This is a genomic window from Serratia sp. SM04 (assembly GCF_040280225.1).
Taxonomy (GTDB): Bacteria; Pseudomonadota; Gammaproteobacteria; order Enterobacterales; family Enterobacteriaceae; genus Serratia; species Serratia sarumanii.
Genome location: NZ_JBEOQT010000003.1, coordinates 104426 through 121944, shown reverse-complemented (window position 1 = coordinate 121944; position 17519 = coordinate 104426). Strand labels below are relative to the sequence as shown.

Sequence of the window (17519 nt, the reverse complement as noted above, 5' to 3'; positions counted from 1 at the left end):
GGTCATGCAAGGGACGAACGTTCTGTTCGGCCAGATCGCTGTGGTAATCGGCATCGTGATCGCCGGCGTCTGGGGCGCCACACAATGGACAGCAGCGACCCTTGGCTATCAAGTACGCCTCGGATCGCCCTGGTTCGATCTTCTAGGTGTACCGGTTTATCACCCGTGGCGCTTGTTCGAATGGTGGTTCTTCTTTGATGCCTACGCGCCGCACGTCTTCGACACAGGCGGTGCGATTGCGGGTGGTAGCGGTTTGTTCGCTTTACTCGTCGCCATCGCCATGTCGGTATGGCGTTCTCGGCAGTCGCGGCTGGTTACGACTTATGGTTCGGCACGCTGGGCCGATGCCGTCGACATCCGCAAAGCTGGACTGACCCTCCCGGCGGGCGTCTTCCTCGGCCAACACGACGACCAATACCTCCGACATGAGGGGCCGGAACATGTCCTGAGCTTCGCACCCACGCGCTCGGGCAAGGGCGTGGGCTTGGTGGTGCCTACGTTGCTTTCGTGGCCGGCGTCCGCCGTCATTCACGACATTAAGGGAGAGAACTGGAAGATCACGGCGGGCTGGCGTTCGCGCTTTTCGCACTGCCTGCTTTTCAACCCCACCGATAGGCAGTCGGCCGCCTACAACCCGCTGCTTGAAGTCCGGCGCGGCGCACATGAAGTGCGCGACGTGCAGAACATCGCCGACATTCTGGTTGACCCTGAAGGTGCGTTAGAGAAGCGCAATCATTGGGAGAAGACCAGCCACGCGCTACTGGTCGGTGCAATCTTGCATGTTCTGTACGCAGGCGAGGACAAGACGCTGCGCGGCGTCGCCAACTTCCTCAGCGACCCGGCGTGTCCGTTCGAGCTGACGCTGCACCGGATGATGACGACGAAGCACCTGGGCGATGCGCCTCACCCGGTTGTCGCATCCGCTGCCCGCGAAGTGCTCAACAAGTCGGACAACGAGCGATCGGGCGTGCTCTCCACCGCCATGTCGTTTCTCGGCCTGTACCGCGACCCGACCGTGGCCGAAGTCACATCGCGCTGCGATTGGCGCATCGCCGACCTGATTTCCGCCGAGCACCCGGTATCGCTCTATCTGGTGGTGCCGCCCTCCGACATAAGCCGCACCAAGCCGCTGATCCGGCTCATCTTGAACCAGATCGGGCGGCGGCTGACCGAATCGCTCGACGGCAGCGATGGCATCGCGCGCCGGCACAAGCTGCTGCTGATGCTGGACGAGTTTCCGGCGCTGGGTCGCCTCGATTTTTTCGAGTCCGCGCTTGCCTTCATGGCCGGCTACGGCATCCGCAGCTTTCTCATCGCTCAAAGCCTGAACCAGATCGACAAGGCGTATGGGCAGAACCATTCCATCCTCGACAACTGCCATGTCCGGGTGACTTTCGCCACCAACGACGAAAGGACGGCGAAAAGGATTTCCGAAACCCTCGGCACCGCCACCGAGCTTCGCGCGCAGCGCAACTACGCGGGCCACCGCCTCGCTCCGTGGCTGGGGCACCTGATGGTGTCGCGTCAGGAAACTGCACGTCCGCTGCTGACGCCCGGCGAGGTGATGCAGCTTCCACCTGAGGACGCCGTAGTCATGGTGTCCAGCGTTGCCCCGATCCGCGCGAAGAAGCTGCGTTACTACGTCGACGCCAATTTCAAGGATCGCGTCCTGCCACCGCCCGTGCTCGCAGTCGGGAGGTACGCCGACGCGCCGCCAGCCCGCCCCGACGACTGGAGCGGCTTGGCGATCCCGGCCGTACCTACGGCGCCGACCTCGGTATCCGCCGATGGTCCGGGCGGCACCGATGACGGCGGCCCGCGCCGCCAGCTCGAACTCTCCGAAACCGTCGCCTACGAGCCCGAGTTGGACGCGTGTGCGAACGACCTGGAGCTGCTCGATGACGACGACCTGGCGCTCCCGCTTCCCGGCCAGCTCGACCCGGCCATGCAGCGCACGGCCCGGCTGGCTTCTCTCGACCCCAACGACGGAATCGACCTATGAGCCAATACCGCCTCAATCTTTTCATCCAGCCCGAGCACGCCAAGCGCCTGGATGAACTTGCCGCCAAGAAAGGCGTGTCCAAGTCCTCCATCGTCGCAGCGGCCTTGGCGTCCTGGCTGTCACCCGATGCGGGCGACCAGCGTGAGGCCGCCATTGCCAAGCGGCTGGATCGACTGTCGCGGCAGACCGAACGCATGGAGCGCGACCAGAACATCCAGATCGAAACGCTGGCGCTGTTCATCCGCTATTTCTTGACCATCAGCACGCCGGTGCCAGAAGCCCACAAGGACGCGGCCCGCGCCCAGGGCAAAGCGCGCTTCGAGCAGTTCGTCGAGCAGTTGGGTCGCCACCTGCTGCGTGGCCGCAGTCTGGTGCGCGACGTGGTGGAGGAACTGCACCCCGATCCGATGCGGATGGATGACGCAGCAGCGATGGCGTCCGCCGATGAGCGAGCTGCAGAGCGTGCGTCATGAGTGCCGTTCCGCAGATTCCGCCTGAATCTCGCTCATCCGCCGCGGCGTCCCAGGATCGCCGCATCCAGATGCTGCGCACGGCGATGGGGCCGCTGATCGCCGCTGCGCTCGAAGATCCGGATGTTGTGGAAATCATGCTCAACCCCGATCGCACCCTGTGGGTGGATCGGCTGTCGTCGGGTCGCTCGCCGCTGGGCGTGGAGATGCCCGAGGCCGATGGTGAACGCATCATCCGCCTGGTCGCCGCGCATGTCGGCGCGGAGGTGCATCGCGGCCAGCCGCTCTTGACCGCCGAGTTGCCGGAAACCGGCGAGCGTTTCGAGGGCATCCTGCCTCCGGCCGCCCCGGGGCCAGCCTTCGCGCTACGCAAGCGGGCCGTGAGCATCATCGGCCTGGATCGCTACGTGGCCGACGGCATCCTGACCGCCGGGCAGGCCGAGTTCCTGCGCCGCGCCGTGCGCGAGCGGCAGAACATCCTGATCGCCGGCGGCACCAGCACCGGCAAGACCACGCTGGCGAACGCGCTGCTGGCCGAGATCGCCGCCACAGGCGACCGCGTGCTGGTGCTCGAAGACACCATCGAGCTGCAATGCGCGGCCCGCGACCATGTGCCGCTGCGCACCCGCGCCGGCGTCGTCACAATGACCGAGCTGGTGCGGGCCACGATGCGCCTGCGGCCTGACCGCGTGATCGTCGGCGAAGTGCGTGGCGGCGAAGCCCTGGACTTGGTGAAGGTCTGGGGCACCGGCCACCCCGGCGGCATTGCCACCATCCATGCCGGCTCCGCCTTGGGCGCACTGCTGCGTCTGGAGCAACTGATCCTCGAAGTGGCAGTGAATCCGCCCCGCGCCCTGATCGCCGAGGCGGTCAACGTGGTGATTCACATCGCAGGCCGTGGCCGCAAACGTCACGTCGAAACCATCTCCCGTGTCGTCGGCTTCGACGGTGCGGGCTATCGCCTGACAGATGCGCTGGAAACGCCGTTTCCCGAGCTGCCGCCGGTTCCTCTTGCAGCCGCTGCCGCTGCGCCTTCCTCGACCCCTGACCAACCTGGAGAACTGCCATGACGCACGTTGATGCTTTCCGTCTTTCCGTAAATCCTATTTCTCGCCTGTCCAGCATGGCGCGGCTGCGCCACCTGGCCCGTCCCGCAGGGCAAGGGCTGCTGCTGGCCGCGCTGATGCTGTTGCTGGCGGGCACGGCGCAGGCCGCCGGTTCCTCGATGCCGTGGGAAGGGCCGCTGACCTCCATCCTCGAATCCATCCAAGGGCCAGTCGCCCGGATCGTGGCGGTGATCATCATCATCTCGACGGGGCTTGCGCTGGCGTTCGGTGATACCAGCGGCGGCTTTCGCAAGCTGATCCAGATCGTGTTCGGCCTGTCCATCGCGTTCGCCGCGTCCTCGTTCTTCCTGTCGTTCTTCAGCTTCTCCGGAGGGGCCGTCGTATGAGTAAGGCCACCGATCTTCCGGGCTTTGAAGTGCCGCTGCATCGCTCGCTGACCGAGCCGATCCTGCTGGGCGGTGCGCCGCGCACCGTGGCGATTGCCAACGGCACGCTAGCCGCCGCCGTCGGGCTGGGCCTGCAACTGTGGATTCCCGGCGTGGTGCTCTGGATCGTCGGCCACTCGCTGGCCGTATGGGGTGCGCGCGTCGATCCGCAGTTCATGCAGGTCTTCGCGCGGCATATCAAACACCGCCCGCTTCTGGACGTGTGAGGGGAGGACGCCATGCTGAACCTTGCCGAATATCGTCAGCGCCCGGCCTTGCTTGCCGACTGGCTGCCCTGGGCCGGGCTGGTCGCGCCGGGCGTTGTGCTGAACAAAGATGGTTCGTTTCAACGCACGTTCCAGTTTCGCGGCCCCGACTTGGACAGTGCGACACAGGGCGAGCTGATTGCCACGTCGGCGCGGCAGAACAACGCGCTTCGCCGTACCGGGTCTGGCTGGGCCTTCTATATCGAGGCCGAGCGGATGCGGGCATCGAGCTATCCGCAATCCTCCTTTCCCGAACCACTGTCCTGGCTGGTGGATGAGGAGCGACGCGCGGCGTTCGAGGAGTCGGATGGCCATTTCGAGAGCGTCTATCACTTCACGTTGCAACACCTACCGCCGCAAGAGTCTCGCGCCCGTGCGGCTGGGATGCTGTACGAGAACCGGCCCACTGAGGGTGTGGACTGGCGTGGTCGGCTTGATTCCTTCGTGGCAGAGACCGATCGCGTGTTCGACCTGCTCGATGGTGTGATGCCGGAGATTGCCTGGCTGGACGATAGCCAGACGCTGACCTACCTGCATGCCACAGTCTCCACGCGGCGCTATCGCGTCGGCGTGCCCGACGTGCCGTTCCATATCGACGCACTGCTGGCCGATGCCGCGCTGGTCGGCGGCCTGGCGCCCATGCTGGGCGATCAGCACCTGCGCGTGGTGTCGGTACGAGGCTTCCCGACCTCGACCTGGCCGGGGATCTTGGACGACCTCAACCGCCTGGGCTTTGCGTATCGCTGGAGTACGCGCTTCCTGTGCCTGGACAAAGCCGAGGCGGAACGGGAATTGGGGCGCTTGCGGCGCCAATGGTTCGCCAAGCGCAAGAACGTCATCGCGCTGCTGCGCGAAACGATCTTTCAGCAGGAAAGCCCGCTGGTCGATACCGATGCCAGCAACAAGGCCGCCGACGCCGATGCCGCCTTGCAGGAGCTGGGCAGCGATCAAGTCGCCTTCGGCTACCTCACCGCCACGGTGACGGTGCTCGACGCCGACCCGGCCGTGGCCGACGAGAAGCTGCGCATGGTGGAGCGCGTCATCCAGGGCCGGGGTTTCGTGACCATCCCCGAAACCCTCAACGCAGTCGATGCCTGGCTGTCGTCCGTCCCCGGCAACGCATACGCGAACGTGCGTCAGCCCATCGTTTCGACGCTGAACCTGGCGCACATGATGCCGATGTCAGCGGTATGGGCTGGGCCGGAGAAGAACGAACACCTCGATGGCCCGCCGCTGATCGTCACCCGCACCGATGGCGCGACGCCGTTCCGGCTGGTGACGCACATCGGCGACGTGGGGCACACCCTTGTCGCCGGGCCGACCGGCATGGGCAAGTCGGTGCTGCTCGCCATATTGGCCATGCAGTTCCGGCGCTACTTCGGCTCGCGGATCTTCGCCTTCGACATGGGGCGCTCGATGCGCGCCACCATCCTCGGCCTTGGCGGTGAGCACTACGACCTCGGTGCCGATGGCGGCATCGCCTTCCAGCCACTCGCGCGAATAGCCCACGAGGGCTACCGCACCTGGGCCGCCGAATGGGTGGAGGGCCGGCTGCTGCACGAAGGCGTGACGGTCGGCCCGGACGAGAAGGCTGCCATTTGGTCGGCGCTGCGAAGCCTTGCCGGTGCGCCAGTGGAGCAGCGCACCATGACCGGCTTGTCGGTGTTATTGCAGTCCAACGCGCTGCGCCAAGCGCTCGCGCCCTATGTGTTGGGCGGCGCCCACGGCAAGCTGCTGGACGCTGACCACGACCGGCTGGGCATGGCCGACGTGCAGGGCTTTGAGATGGAAGAACTGATGCACAGCCCCGCCGCCGTGCAAGCAGTGCTGCGCTACCTGTTCGCCCGCTTCGACGAACGTTTTGACGGCGCGCCCACGCTGCTGATCCTCGATGAAGCGTGGCTGTTCCTCGATGAGCCGTCCTTCGCGGCCCGCATCCGGCAATGGCTCAAGACGCTCAGAAAAAAGAACGTCAGCGTCATCTTTGCCACGCAGTCGCTGGCCGACATCAAGGACTCGACCATCGCGCCAGCCATCATCGAAAGCTGCGCGAGCAGGATCTTCTTACCTAACCCGCAGGCCACCGAGCCGCAGATTCGCACGATCTACGAAGGCTTCGGCTTGAACAGCCGCCAGATTGAGATCGTGGCGACCGCACAGCCCAAGCGCGATTACTACTACCAGTCGCGCCTCGGCAATCGCCTGTTCGACCTCGACCTGGGGCCTGTCGCGCTCGCATTCGCGGGCGCATCCACCCCTCAAGACCAACGCGATATTGACCGCGTGCTGACGCAGGCCGGCGCTCCCGGCTTCGCCGGCGCGTGGCTGCGCCATCGCGGCCTCGGCTGGGCCGCCGACCTGCTGCCGTCCGCTCCGGCGGCAGCTTCCTTTCTCGCTTCTCAACCGCTGGAGGTTTCACCATGAAGACCAAGCCCCGTTTGCTCTCTGTCTCACTCGCTGCCGTGCTGTCGGTATCGCTGCTGGCCGTGCAGCCCGCATCCGCGCTGACGGTGTTCGACCCGTCCAACTTCGTGCAGAACACGCTGACCGCCGTGCGCACGCTGGAACAGATCAACAACCAGATCAACCAGCTTCAGAACGAGGCGCAGATGTTGATGAACCAGGCCAGGAACCTGGCAAATCTCGACTTCAACATCGTCAACCGCCTGCGCTCGACGCTCGCCACCACCGAGCGCCTGATCGCCGAGGCGCGCGGCTTGGCCTACGACGTGCAGAGCATGGATGCCACGTTCGCCCGCCTGTACCCGGAACAGTACGCCGCCACCATCAGCGGCGACCGCATGGCACAGGACGCCCGCGAACGCTGGCAGAACACCTTGAACGGCTTGCACACCGCGATGCGGATGCAGGCGCAGGTGTCGCAGAACCTCGCCCAAGACGAAAGCGCGCTGGCCGATCTCGTGAGCCAGAGCCAGTCGGCCACCGGCGCGCTGCAAGCGATGCAGGCGACGAACCAGCTCCTGGCTTTGCAGGCCAAGCAGTCGATCCAGGCGCAGCAGCTCCAGATCACGCAAGACCGGGCCGCTTCACTGGAACTGGCGCGGCAAGCGGCGGCTATGGAGCGCGCCCGCGAAGTGCGGCGGCGCTTTCTGGGCACCGGCACGCCGTACACGCCGCAGTCCGTCAACTTCTATAACAACTGACCGGAGGCGGCCATGCGATGCGCTTCCGTCCTGATGGCCGTGCTGCTGACCGCGTGCGGCCAGCAGCCGGCCGAGAACCTGGCCGACGCCCTGGCCGCAGATCCGGTGCGGCTCAAGGCGTTGCGCGGGCAATGCGCGGCCGACCGGCAGGCCGTGGGCGAGGATGCCTGCCGCGCCGCCGCTGAAGCCTTCCGGCGGCGCTTCTTCGCCGGCCATACCGGGCCGGATGAATACAACTCGCTGGCTGAACTCCCGCCGATTCCGCCGAGCTTCGATACGCCCGCAGATGAATTGCCAGAGGGCGCCGTTCCGCTCACTCCGCCCGAGGATTCGCCATGAACGACGTGACCATCATCGACCGTTTCCTCGATACGTTCTCGCGCTACATCGACTCGGGCTTCGGCTTATTGCAGGGCGAAGTGGCATTTCTCACCGCCACGCTCATCGTCATCGACATGACGATCGCTGGCCTGTATTGGGCCATGAGCCACGCCACCGGCCAGGGCGACGACGTGATCGCCAAGCTGCTGCGCAAGGTGCTCTGTGTCGGCGCGTTCGCCTACATCATCGGCAACTTCAACTGGCTGGCGAGCATCGTGTTCCGCTCGTTCGCCGGCTTGGGAATTACCGCTACCGGCTCGGCCATCACGATGGAGAACTTCCTTCAGCCGGGCCGGCTGGCGAAGACCGGCATCGACGCAGCCGCGCCGATTCTGGAACAGATCGGGGACATGGCTGGGTTCCCCGAGGTGTTCGTGAACATCGACCCTATCGTGGTTCTGTTCATCGCCTGGCTGGTGGTGATCCTCTGCTTCTTCGTGCTGGCCGTACAGCTTTTCATCACGCTGATCGAGTTCAAACTGACTACGCTCGCCGGCTTCGTCTTGATCCCGTTTGCACTCTGGAACAAGACCTCGTTCCTCGCGGAAAAGGTGCTAGGCAACGTGGTGTCGTCAGGCATCAAGGTCTTGGTGCTGGCCGTCATCGTCGGCATCGGTTCAGGCCTGTTCGCCGAGTTCCAGGTGCATCCCGACGAACCATCCATCGACCACGCGCTGGTCGTGATGCTGGCCTCGCTCGCGCTGCTGGCGCTGGGCATTTTCGGCCCCGGTATCGCCACCGGCCTGGTGTCCGGTGCGCCACAGCTTGGTGCGGGCGCGATGGCTGGTGCTGCGGTCGGGGCTGTCGGCACCGGCGTTGCCATCGGCGCCGCCGTAACGGGCGTGGGCGGCGCCGTCATGGCCGGGGCACGAATGGCCCCGGCGGCCGCAAAGCTGGCCGGTGCCGGTGCGCGTGCCGCGACTTCGGCGGCCGGCAGTGCCCGATCGGCGTTCCAGGCCGGTTCCGCTGCGGCCGGCGGCGGTGCCAAGGGCGCGGCGGCTGGCCTCGGCAATGTCGCCAAGACTGGCGCACAAGCCGCAGGCCGCAGCGTCACCTCTGGTGCTTCCGCTGTTGGGCAGAAGGTGGCCGACTCCTTCCGCGCTGGCTGGAACGGCACAGAAGCCGGCAGCGACGGTGCTGGCCCCGGCCAGACCGCAGACGGCACCGCAGGCTCGCAGAAGCAACAGCAACCGGCCTGGGCCAAGCGGATGCACCGCCGCCAGCAGGCTACCCATGCCGCGACCACTGCCGCCCACACGCTGCGCGGCGGCGACGGCGGCGGCTCCGGGCAAGGCCCGAGCCTGCGGGATTCCGATACCTAACCTTCAAGGAGAACACCCATGCGATTCAAACGACCGCAGGTGCGCTACGCCGATACGCCGCAGCCTGCCACCCCGTATCAAGCCGCCGCCCAGGTGTGGGACGACCGTATCGGCTCCGCCCGCGTGCAGGCGAAGAATTGGCGCCTGATGGCCTTCGGCTGCCTAGTGCTCGCGCTGTTGATGGCCGGCGGCCTGGTGTGGCGCTCGGCGCAGTCCATCGTGACGCCCTATGTCATCGAGGTCGATCAAGCCGGGCAGGTGCGCGCCGTGGGAGAGGCCGCCACGCCGTACCGGCCCGGCGACGCGCAGATCGCGCACCACCTGGCGCGCTTCGTGACGCTGGTTCGCTCGCTGTCCATCGACCCCATCGTGGTGCGGCAGAACTGGCTCGATGCCTACGACTACACCACCGACAAGGGCGCGGCGGTGCTCAACGACTACGCCCGCACCAATGACCCATTCGCCCGCATCGGCAAGGAATCGGTAACGGTGCAAATCACCAGCGTGGTTCGCGCGAGCGACACGTCTTTCAACGTGCGCTGGACAGAGCAGCGCTATGTCAACGGTGCGCCCGCCGGCACCGAACGCTGGAACGCCGTGCTTTCGACCGTCCTGCAAACCCCGCGTACTGAACAGCGCCTGCTCAAGAACCCATTGGGTATCTACGTCAACGGCCTGTCATGGAGCCGCGAACTGGATTCTTCCGAAGGAGCCAAACCATGAAACTTCGTTTCCGCCTTTACGTTGTTCCTTTGACGCTGCTGGCCCTCGCGGGCTGCGCCTCGCAGGGGAAGCCGCCGCCATCCATCTCGCTCGACGAGACGGTGCTGGCCCAGCCGTTGCCCGAACCGCCCAAGCCCGTCGAAGTCGTCGCCGTCCCTGAACCGCTGGCGCTGCCGGCGCAGTTGAAGCCCCTGCCGGAACTCGATGAGGCCCCCGTTGCGCCGGAGCCGGCCGACGAAAAGGTGCGCGTTTCCCGTGCCAATGCAGAAGCGCGTATCGCGCCTACCCGTGAGGGCTACGTCAACGCGATTCAGGTGTGGCCGTTCACCGATGGCGCGCTTTATCAGGTCTATGCGTCGCCGGGGCGCGTGACGGTGGTTTCGCTTCAACCGGGCGAGGAACTGGTAACGGTCGCCGCCGGCGATACCGTGCGCTGGATCGTGGGCGACACGTCCAGCGGCGGCGGGGCCGATCTGCGCGTCAATGTGCTGGTCAAGCCTATCCGCTCCGGTCTGAAAACCAATCTCGTCATCACCACCAGTCGGCGCACCTACCTGCTGGAGCTGACCTCGACCGAGAGGGCATGGATGGCGTCGGTGTCCTGGGACTATCCGAAAGACCGAATGCTCGCGTTGCAGCGCCAGGCGCAGGCAGCGCAGGCAACAACGCCTGTCGATACGGGCCTGTCGCTGGACAAGATCCGCTTCCGCTACGCGGTATCGGGCAGCAACCCGCCGTGGAAGCCTCTGCGCGCCTTCGATGATGGAGAGAAGGTCTATATCCAGTTCCCGCCGGGCATCGCCCAGGGCGAGCTGCCGCCGCTGTTTGTCATCGGCGCGCAGGGCGACGGGCAACTGGTGAACTACCGTTTTCGCTCGCCGTACTACGTCGTGGATCGCCTGTTCGGCGCGGCCGAACTGCGGCTGGGCGGCGATGGCGGCGACGTGGTGCGGATCGAGCGCACCGATGGTGTTGCACGGAGGAACTGACCATGAGCCAGGATGACACTCCCGACCTTGCCGCGCCGCAGGCGGACAAGGTGGCGCCGGAGGCAGTGGCGCTGCGCGCCCAGCCGCGTCCAGTCACACGCCTGAACCGGCGCTCGCTGGCCATCCTTGCCGGCGTCCTAGCGGTCGCCGTGCTCGGCGCGCTGATGTGGTCGCTGCAACCTCATCGACGCAGCACAGGCGAGCAGACCGAGCTTTACAACGTCGATCGCGTGTCAAAGTCGGAAGGACTGGATGCGCTGCCGACGGACTATTCCAAGCTGCCGCCGGCGTTGCTGCCTGCCGTTCCCGAACTAGGGCCACCGCTGCCGGGCGATCTTGGCCCGGCTATCGTGAAGTCGCAGCAACCGGCGACGGCTGCCTACGCGGCCCCCGGTCACGACCCGAACGATGCCCTGCGAAAAGAAGCCGAGGCGGCCGCGGCCTCGTCCGTGTTCTTCCGCTCGGGTGGGCAGAATGCGGCGCCGGTAGCGCAGACACAGGTGGCCGCTGCGCCGGGCTTCGCCGCCAATGCGGCGTTTGACCCGCTGGCGGCCGGGCCGGCCTCCACGGCGGCCCAACCTGCTGACCCGACAGCGGTGCAAAACCGGCAAGACCAGAAAGAGGCTTTCATGAAAGCTGGCCCCACTGAAACCCGTAATTCCGGCAATCTGACTCTGCCAATTTCGCCGTATCAGGTTATGGCCGGAACAGTGGTCGCAGGTGCCTTGGTGACGGGCATCAAGTCGGACTTGCCCGGCGACGTGATCGCCACGGTGACGGAGCCGGTCTATGACACAGCCACCGGGCGCTTCCTGCTGATTCCGCAGGGTTCGCGCATCCTGGGCAAATACAACAGCCAGGTCAGCTACGGGCAGAGCCGCGTTCAAGTCGTCTGGAACCGGATCATCCTGCCGGACACGTCTTCGCTCACGCTCGACAACCTGGCCGGCACCGACCCAGCCGGCTATGCCGGGCTGGAGGACGATGTGGACTACCACTGGGGCCGCATCTTTGCCGGTGCGGCACTCACCACGCTGCTGGGCGTCGGTGCCGAGCTGGCCGCGCCGGAGAACCGGCAGGATGGTGATCGCGTCATCATCGCTGGGCGCGACAGCGCGCAGGACAGCATCAATCAGGTCGGCCAGGAGATGACCCGGCGCAACCTCAACATCCAGCCGACCTTAACGCAACGGCCGGGCCTGCCGGTTCGCATCATCGTCAACCGGGATCTGGTGCTGCGGCCGTACCAGCCGCTGTTCTTCAACCGGGGGACTTCACGATGAGCACGACCAAGAAGCTGCGGCTCGGCCCGCTGCCGAAGACCGAGAGCACCAAGCTGACTTTCGTTTGCCCGACCAGCTTGAAAGTCGACCTCGACCGCTACGCCGCGCTACACGCGCAGGCGTATGGCGAGGCCGTTGATGCGGCGACGCTGATCCCGCATATGCTGGAAGCGTTCATGGCGGGGGATCGAGGATTCAGGAAGGGCACGGCGACCCGCAGCACACCACCGAAGCCGCCATGATTGCACCGCATGCTATTCAACGGCATCCATCGAACGCGCAGCCCAGGCTGCGCGTTCTTCATTCTGGATGCCGCCGAGCCTGTTGGGCTATGATGATGCGACAGGCCCGCCGTTCCTCGGCAATCCAGCACTACACAGTGCGATGCGGCTTTCTCTCCCAACGCTCCTATGTCGCTCCTAGCCGACAACGCCGCTCTTCTTCTAAGCGGCCCCGAAAGGAGCTAACCTACTGTCCCATATACGGTTTCAAGTCCTTCTTGATTTGCGCGAAAGAATTGACACCGGCACTTTTTTGTTGCTAAGGTCTGCTTAAGCTTGCACCGCTATACTGCGCGGCAGCACGGGCATGCAAGGCATGGCCGTGTTGTAACTGTCGATTTGCTGTTGTTCAGGCAAGCCCGCGCTATGCGGGCTTTTTTGGGGTTGTTATTGCACGGGCGGCCCAGTTGCAGGAAAATAATCGCGCAGTTATTCAAACAGCATTCAACGACCAATAACCATAAACTTATTAATGTAATTAACGCCCTCGGCGGCCTATTACGCTATGCGCTATGCTGACAGCAGAGTGGGCATTATTTGCTGACGCTATGCGGGGGGAGTTCGCCGCAGGCGCATCAGGCTAAGAAAAGTCTGTTAATTAAATGTTAATGCTTTTTATTATTGATTTGTCTGGCTTTTTTGGTTGAAATTCGGATTGACTATCCCTCACTGGCCGGGCGAGAGAGTATGCACATTATTATTCTGGTTATTAGCAAAATATGGGCGAGGCGATGAACGCCAGAATAAACGCCAGGCATGGCCTGCCGCTAACGGTTCAGCTGATCAATCTTTTCATGCTGGCCTTTTTACTTTCCCTGGTGGGTATTCTTAGCCGGCCGATTGGCTCGCTTTCCTTATTTTGGCCGGTGAATGCGATTCTGCTCGGCCTGCTGCTGCGAAAACCCGTTTACGCCACGCCGCTCGGCTGGCTTACCACCTATCTGGGCATGGTCGCCGCCGATCTCAGCACCGGCGAAGGCTGGTCTCTGGCGCTGTGGCTGAACGCCTGCAACATGTCGCTGATCGCCGTCGGTTACGGCATCATGCTGATGCTGCCCCAATCTCAACGGCGCATGGGCAAACCCCAGGCGATACTCTATATGTTCAGCGCCAGCCTGGCCGGCGCGGCGGTGGCGTCGACGCTGTCGGTGCTGCGCAACGACAGCCTGTACAACAACACGGTGGTGGTCGCCTGGCTAGCCTGGTTCAGCGAGCAGTTCTCGACGACCTTGCTGCTGTTGCCGGTGCTGATGGCGGCGCCGCGGCTGAAGCAGCTGCTGCGCATGCAGGTGCGTTGGCGCCTGAAGGGCTGCCTGCCGCTGCTGGCGCTGCTGCTGTCGCTGATATTCAGCGTCTATATCGGCGGGCCGGGCGCTATCGCCTTCCCGATCCCGGCGCTGCTGTGGTGCGCGGTGCGTTACCCGCTGTTCCCCGTGACGTTGCTGACGTTGTTGACCGGCATGACCGAGATCAGCAGCATTTCCGCCAACCTGGTGCTGTACGAAACGCCGAACAACCACAACGCCTTCCTCGACACGCTGATGTCCGCCCGCTTGGGCATCGCCATGCTGGTGATGGGGCCGCTGATCCTCGCCAGCTCCATCGCCGCCAACCGCAAGCTGATGCGGCGTCTGGAGCACAGCGCCAACCACGATTTTCTGACCGGGGTGCTGGCGCGCAGCGCGATGACGCGCAAAGCGGGCGAGCTGCTGGAACACAAGCACCGCTCGAAAGAAGCGGTGTCGCTACTGCTGATCGACATCGACCATTTTAAGCAGATCAACGATACGCACGGCCACAGCGCCGGCGATCAGGTTTTGGCGTCGTTCGCGCACATCGTGCGGCGCGAGCTGCGGCACGATCAGCTGTTCGGCCGCCTGGGCGGAGAAGAGTTCGCCATCATGCTGCCGCGCGCGCTGGCGGCGCAGGGCGTGGCGCTGGGGGAACATTTGCGCCGGCTGGTGGAGCAGGCGGAACTGCAGGCGGAAGGCAAACAGACGCTGAAAATCACCATCAGCGTCGGCGTCGCCAGCCTGGCAATGAATGAGGTGAAATCGCTGGAGCAACTGATGAATATGGCGGATATCGCGCTGTATCGCGCCAAATCGCAGGGGCGTAATCGGGTGGAGTCGTTCAACGTGGTGAGCGGCAACAGCGTCGAGCATATCCTGTTCCGCTAGGGCTCGACGCTGGGCAGCCGGCGCTTACAGGCTTTTCAGCGCCTTAATGGTCTCATCCATATCGATCTCGTGCTCGGAGAAGGTATGGGTGGTGTTCTGGAAGGTGGTAATGGTCAGCATGCGCAGCGTTTGCATGGTCTGCGCCTGATCTTCTGACTGCGGGCGAATGCGGTTCATCAGCAGGCCGACCGACAGCACGGTGTTCTCTTTATCCACGTCGGCTTTGGCCGGCACTTCCTTGCTGAAGGTATTGAAAGACTTGATGCTGGCGATCTTGATTCTTTCATTGGCTATGATGATGTATTTGCTGGGCGCCAACACTTTGACTGCATAAGCCGACGGGCCTTTGGTGTTGTTGGTCGGTTCGAAGGTCACCGCCGCGTTTTTCTTAATCAGCTCCGGGTTTTGCACTTTAATCACGTGAAAATAACGATTTTCTCCGTTCTCGTCGGTAATAAAGCCGAAGCCTTTGTCTTCAAAAAAAGTCGTTATCTTGCCGTTCATCGCTATTCTCACAAAAGGGTTCTATACAGCGCTTATGATAGCGCGGAATGCCTTGCAGCGACAGATTGCGCGGGCGGCATTTCGTCATGCGATAACGGCATTTAGCGGCTTTCCCCCCACATGCTATGTTCATGCTGACTTCATTCAATGCGTAAAGGAATAGCGATGGGCATCAAACGTCTCAATCACGCCGTGCTGTATGTCAGCGACGTGCGGCAGAGCGCCGACTTTTATCATCAGGTGTTGGGGTTCAAGCTCAAGCCGTCCGACAGCCCCGATCGGGCGGTGTTTACCCAGGCCGCCGATTCGGACAACGATCACGATTTGGCGCTGTTCAGCAAGAACCTGGGCCAGCAGCGCGCCGGGGTGTTTCGCGCCAACAACGAGCCGCCGGCGGAGCATGAGCCAGCGGCCGGGCTGTACCATCTGGCCTGGGAAGTGGACAGCCTGGAGGAGCTGGAGCGCATTCGTCACCAGCTGGCCGAACGCGGCATTCTCGGGCTGGAAGAGGATCACGGCGTGCACAAAAGCATTTATGGCCACGATCCGGACGGGCTGCTGTTCGAGGTAACCTGGTTTATTCCGCCGGCGTTGCTGACCGAAGAGGACAAAAACCAGCAGGGGATCCGGCCGCTGGATTTCGCCGCCGAGAAGCGGCGCTTCGCCGGCCGGTAAGCAGCTCGGGTACGGGGCGCCGCGGCGCCCCGACGATCACAGCACTTTGTTGAGAAAGTTGACGGTGCGCGGATGCTGCGGCTGGGCCAGCACTTGCCTGGCGTCGCCCTGCTCGACGATCTGCCCATCGACCATAAACACCACCCGATCCGCCGCTTCGCGCGCAAAGCCGATTTCATGCGTGACCACCACCAGCGTGACGCCCAGATCCGCCAACCCCTTTATCACGTCCAGCACTTCGCCGACCAGCTCGGGATCGAGCGCGGAGGTCGGTTCATCGAACAGGATCACCTTCGGGTTCAGCGCCAGCGCGCGCGCGATGGCGATACGCTGTTGTTGGCCGCCGGAGAGGTGGCGCGGGTAGGCGTCCGCCTTGTGGCGTAGCCCGACGGTATCCAGCAGTTCATAGGCCACCGCTTTCGCCCGTTCGCGAGAGTGGATCTTATGCACCACCGGCGCTTCGATGATGTTTTCCAGCACCGTCAGGTGCGGGAACAGGTTGAAATTCTGGAACACATAGCCGACGTTGATGCGTTGCCGAAGGATGGCCTTTTCCTTCAGCTCATACAGCCGGTTGCCCTTGCGGCGATAGCCGACGTAGTCGCCGTCGATGCGGATAAAGCCTTCGTCCACGCGCTCCAGGTGGTTGATCGCCCGCAGCAGCGTCGATTTACCGGAGCCGGAAGGGCCGAGGATCACGGTGACGGTGCCCGGCTGCAGCGTCAGGCTGACGTCGTCCAGCGCCTTGTGCTTGCCGAAGAACTTGCTGACGTTGCTGATTTCGATCAGGCCGCGTGCCGGCACCGGGGTGAGATTGCGCGCCGGCTGTTCGGGCAAGGCGTAATAATCAATGGCTTCAGACATGCGGGTCTCCTAACGTTTTAGCCAGCCGGCCAGTTGCTGCCAGGGCGTCGGCGGCAGTTCGCGCACCGCGCCCCGGGCGAAATAGCGCTCGATGTAGTATTGGATCACCGACAGCGCGGTGGTGATGAACAGATACCAGACGGTGGCGACCATCAGCAGCGGTATTACCTGCTGGGTGCGGTTATAGATAACCTGAATGGTGTAAAACAGCTCCGGCAGCGCCAGCACGTAAACGATCGAGGTGCCTTTCGCCAGGCTGATGATCTCGTTGAAGCCGGTCGGAATAATGGAGCGCAGCGCCTGCGGCAGAATGATGCGGAAGGTGCGGCGATAGCCCGGCAACCCCAGCGCCGCCGCCGCTTCGTGCTGGCCGTAATCCACGCCCAGGATGCCGCCGCGGATGATCTCGGCGGTGTAGGCGGACTGCACCAGCGTCAGGCCCAGCACCGCCACGGCGAACTGGCCGAGAATGTCGATGGTCGGGTAGCTGGCGAACACCACGGAGGTGAAGGGAATGCCCAGCGAGATGGCGTCATACAGATAGGAAAAGTTGTACAGGATGATCAGCACCAGAATCAGCGGCAGCGAGCGAAACAGCCAGATATAACCCCAGGCCAGCGACGCCAGCAGGTAAGAGCGCGACAGCCGCGCCAGCGCCAGCAGGGTGCCGAACAGGATGCTGAACAGCGTGCCGAGCAGCGTCAGCAGCAGGGTTTGCCCCAGCCCTGCCAGCACCGCCGGCGCGAAGAACCACTCGGCGAACACGCCCCATTCCCAGCGCGCGTTGCCCGCCACCGATTGCACGATGGCGGCCAGAATAAACAGCGAAAACAGCGCGCCGATCAGCCGCAGCGGATAGCGGGCGGGCACCACTTTCAAGACTTCTTGTTTGGACATGTCATGTCTCCTGATACAGATTAAGA

18 protein-coding genes are annotated in these 17519 nt (G+C 63.9%); 15 read left to right on the top strand and 3 right to left on the bottom strand.

Going from position 1 to position 17519, the window contains the following annotated elements; all coding sequences use genetic code 11:
* The first annotated feature begins 4 nt into the window (after window positions 1-4).
* The 14 genes from ABTW55_RS06215 (at window position 5) to ABTW55_RS06150 (ending at window position 14553) form a co-directional block, all read left to right on the top strand.
* Entirely contained in the window at window positions 5-2002 is a 1998-nt protein-coding gene (locus tag ABTW55_RS06215) for a conjugal transfer protein TraG (RefSeq protein ID WP_001163195.1), read from the top strand.
* Entirely contained in the window at window positions 1999-2475 is a 477-nt protein-coding gene (locus ABTW55_RS06210; RefSeq protein ID WP_000085131.1) for a ribbon-helix-helix protein, CopG family, read from the top strand. Before ABTW55_RS06215 ends, ABTW55_RS06210 begins: the two co-directional genes overlap by 4 nt.
* Window positions 2472-3542 carry a P-type conjugative transfer ATPase TrbB gene (gene trbB, locus ABTW55_RS06205; protein WP_023093367.1) on the top strand — a complete coding sequence of 357 codons (1071 nt, stop codon included), beginning with the start codon at window positions 2472-2474 and terminating at the stop codon, window positions 3540-3542. Before ABTW55_RS06210 ends, trbB begins: the two co-directional genes overlap by 4 nt.
* A complete protein-coding gene (locus ABTW55_RS06200; RefSeq protein ID WP_000150010.1) occupies window positions 3539-3925 on the top strand; it encodes a TrbC/VirB2 family protein in 387 nt (128 codons plus the stop codon). The genes trbB and ABTW55_RS06200 overlap by 4 nt, the downstream gene beginning before the upstream one ends.
* Window positions 3922-4191 (top strand): VirB3 family type IV secretion system protein, encoded by a 270-nt coding sequence (locus tag ABTW55_RS06195; RefSeq protein WP_003092280.1) that lies wholly within the window; start codon window positions 3922-3924, stop codon window positions 4189-4191. Before ABTW55_RS06200 ends, ABTW55_RS06195 begins: the two co-directional genes overlap by 4 nt.
* Before the next feature lie 12 nt (window positions 4192-4203).
* Window positions 4204-6654: a conjugal transfer protein TrbE gene (gene trbE / locus ABTW55_RS06190; RefSeq protein ID WP_000933135.1), complete on the top strand. Its 2451-nt coding sequence runs from the start codon at window positions 4204-4206 to the stop codon at window positions 6652-6654.
* The gene (gene trbJ / locus ABTW55_RS06185; RefSeq protein WP_003092277.1) at window positions 6651-7394 is read left to right on the top strand and encodes a P-type conjugative transfer protein TrbJ; all 744 of its coding nucleotides are present in this window, start codon (window positions 6651-6653) and stop codon (window positions 7392-7394) included. The genes trbE and trbJ overlap by 4 nt, the downstream gene beginning before the upstream one ends.
* A 12-nt stretch (window positions 7395-7406) precedes the next feature.
* On the top strand, window positions 7407-7733 hold the full coding sequence (locus ABTW55_RS06180) for a hypothetical protein (protein WP_014603538.1): 327 nt from the start codon (window positions 7407-7409) through the stop codon (window positions 7731-7733).
* Complete coding sequence (gene trbL, locus ABTW55_RS06175; protein WP_023093366.1) at window positions 7730-9097, top strand: P-type conjugative transfer protein TrbL; 1368 nt, start codon at window positions 7730-7732, stop codon at window positions 9095-9097. Before ABTW55_RS06180 ends, trbL begins: the two co-directional genes overlap by 4 nt.
* A gap of 18 nt (window positions 9098-9115) precedes the next feature.
* The gene (trbF, locus tag ABTW55_RS06170) at window positions 9116-9820 is read left to right on the top strand and encodes a conjugal transfer protein TrbF (protein ID WP_001211312.1); all 705 of its coding nucleotides are present in this window, start codon (window positions 9116-9118) and stop codon (window positions 9818-9820) included.
* Entirely contained in the window at window positions 9817-10809 is a 993-nt protein-coding gene (trbG, locus tag ABTW55_RS06165; RefSeq protein ID WP_000776560.1) for a P-type conjugative transfer protein TrbG, read from the top strand. Before trbF ends, trbG begins: the two co-directional genes overlap by 4 nt.
* Before the next feature lie 2 nt (window positions 10810-10811).
* Window positions 10812-12092, top strand: coding sequence for a TrbI/VirB10 family protein (locus ABTW55_RS06160; protein WP_003092274.1), 1281 nt, complete (start codon window positions 10812-10814; stop codon window positions 12090-12092).
* On the top strand, window positions 12089-12334 hold the full coding sequence (locus ABTW55_RS06155; RefSeq protein WP_000108283.1) for a DUF2274 domain-containing protein: 246 nt from the start codon (window positions 12089-12091) through the stop codon (window positions 12332-12334). The genes ABTW55_RS06160 and ABTW55_RS06155 overlap by 4 nt, the downstream gene beginning before the upstream one ends.
* 770 nt (window positions 12335-13104) lie before the next feature.
* Window positions 13105-14553, top strand: a complete 1449-nt coding sequence (locus ABTW55_RS06150; RefSeq protein ID WP_033653356.1) for a GGDEF domain-containing protein — start codon at window positions 13105-13107, stop codon at window positions 14551-14553.
* 24 nt (window positions 14554-14577) lie between these two features.
* Here ABTW55_RS06150 and ABTW55_RS06145 read toward each other — a convergent pair whose 3' ends face one another.
* On the bottom strand, window positions 14578-15057 hold the full coding sequence (locus tag ABTW55_RS06145; protein ID WP_060420311.1) for a cold-shock protein: 480 nt from the start codon (window positions 15055-15057) through the stop codon (window positions 14578-14580).
* A gap of 165 nt (window positions 15058-15222) precedes the next feature.
* Between ABTW55_RS06145 and ABTW55_RS06140 the strand changes: the two genes are divergently transcribed.
* Entirely contained in the window at window positions 15223-15732 is a 510-nt protein-coding gene (locus ABTW55_RS06140) for a VOC family protein (protein ID WP_033637415.1), read from the top strand.
* Between the two features lie 36 nt (window positions 15733-15768).
* Here the strand turns inward: ABTW55_RS06140 and ABTW55_RS06135 are convergent, their stop codons facing one another.
* Together ABTW55_RS06135 and ABTW55_RS06130 are read right to left on the bottom strand one after the other, a co-directional pair.
* A complete protein-coding gene (locus ABTW55_RS06135) occupies window positions 15769-16596 on the bottom strand; it encodes an amino acid ABC transporter ATP-binding protein (protein WP_015376924.1) in 828 nt (275 codons plus the stop codon).
* A 9-nt stretch (window positions 16597-16605) separates the two neighbouring features.
* Window positions 16606-17493 (bottom strand): amino acid ABC transporter permease, encoded by an 888-nt coding sequence (locus tag ABTW55_RS06130; RefSeq protein WP_033647216.1) that lies wholly within the window; start codon window positions 17491-17493, stop codon window positions 16606-16608.
* Window positions 17494-17519: the final 26 nt, after the last annotated feature.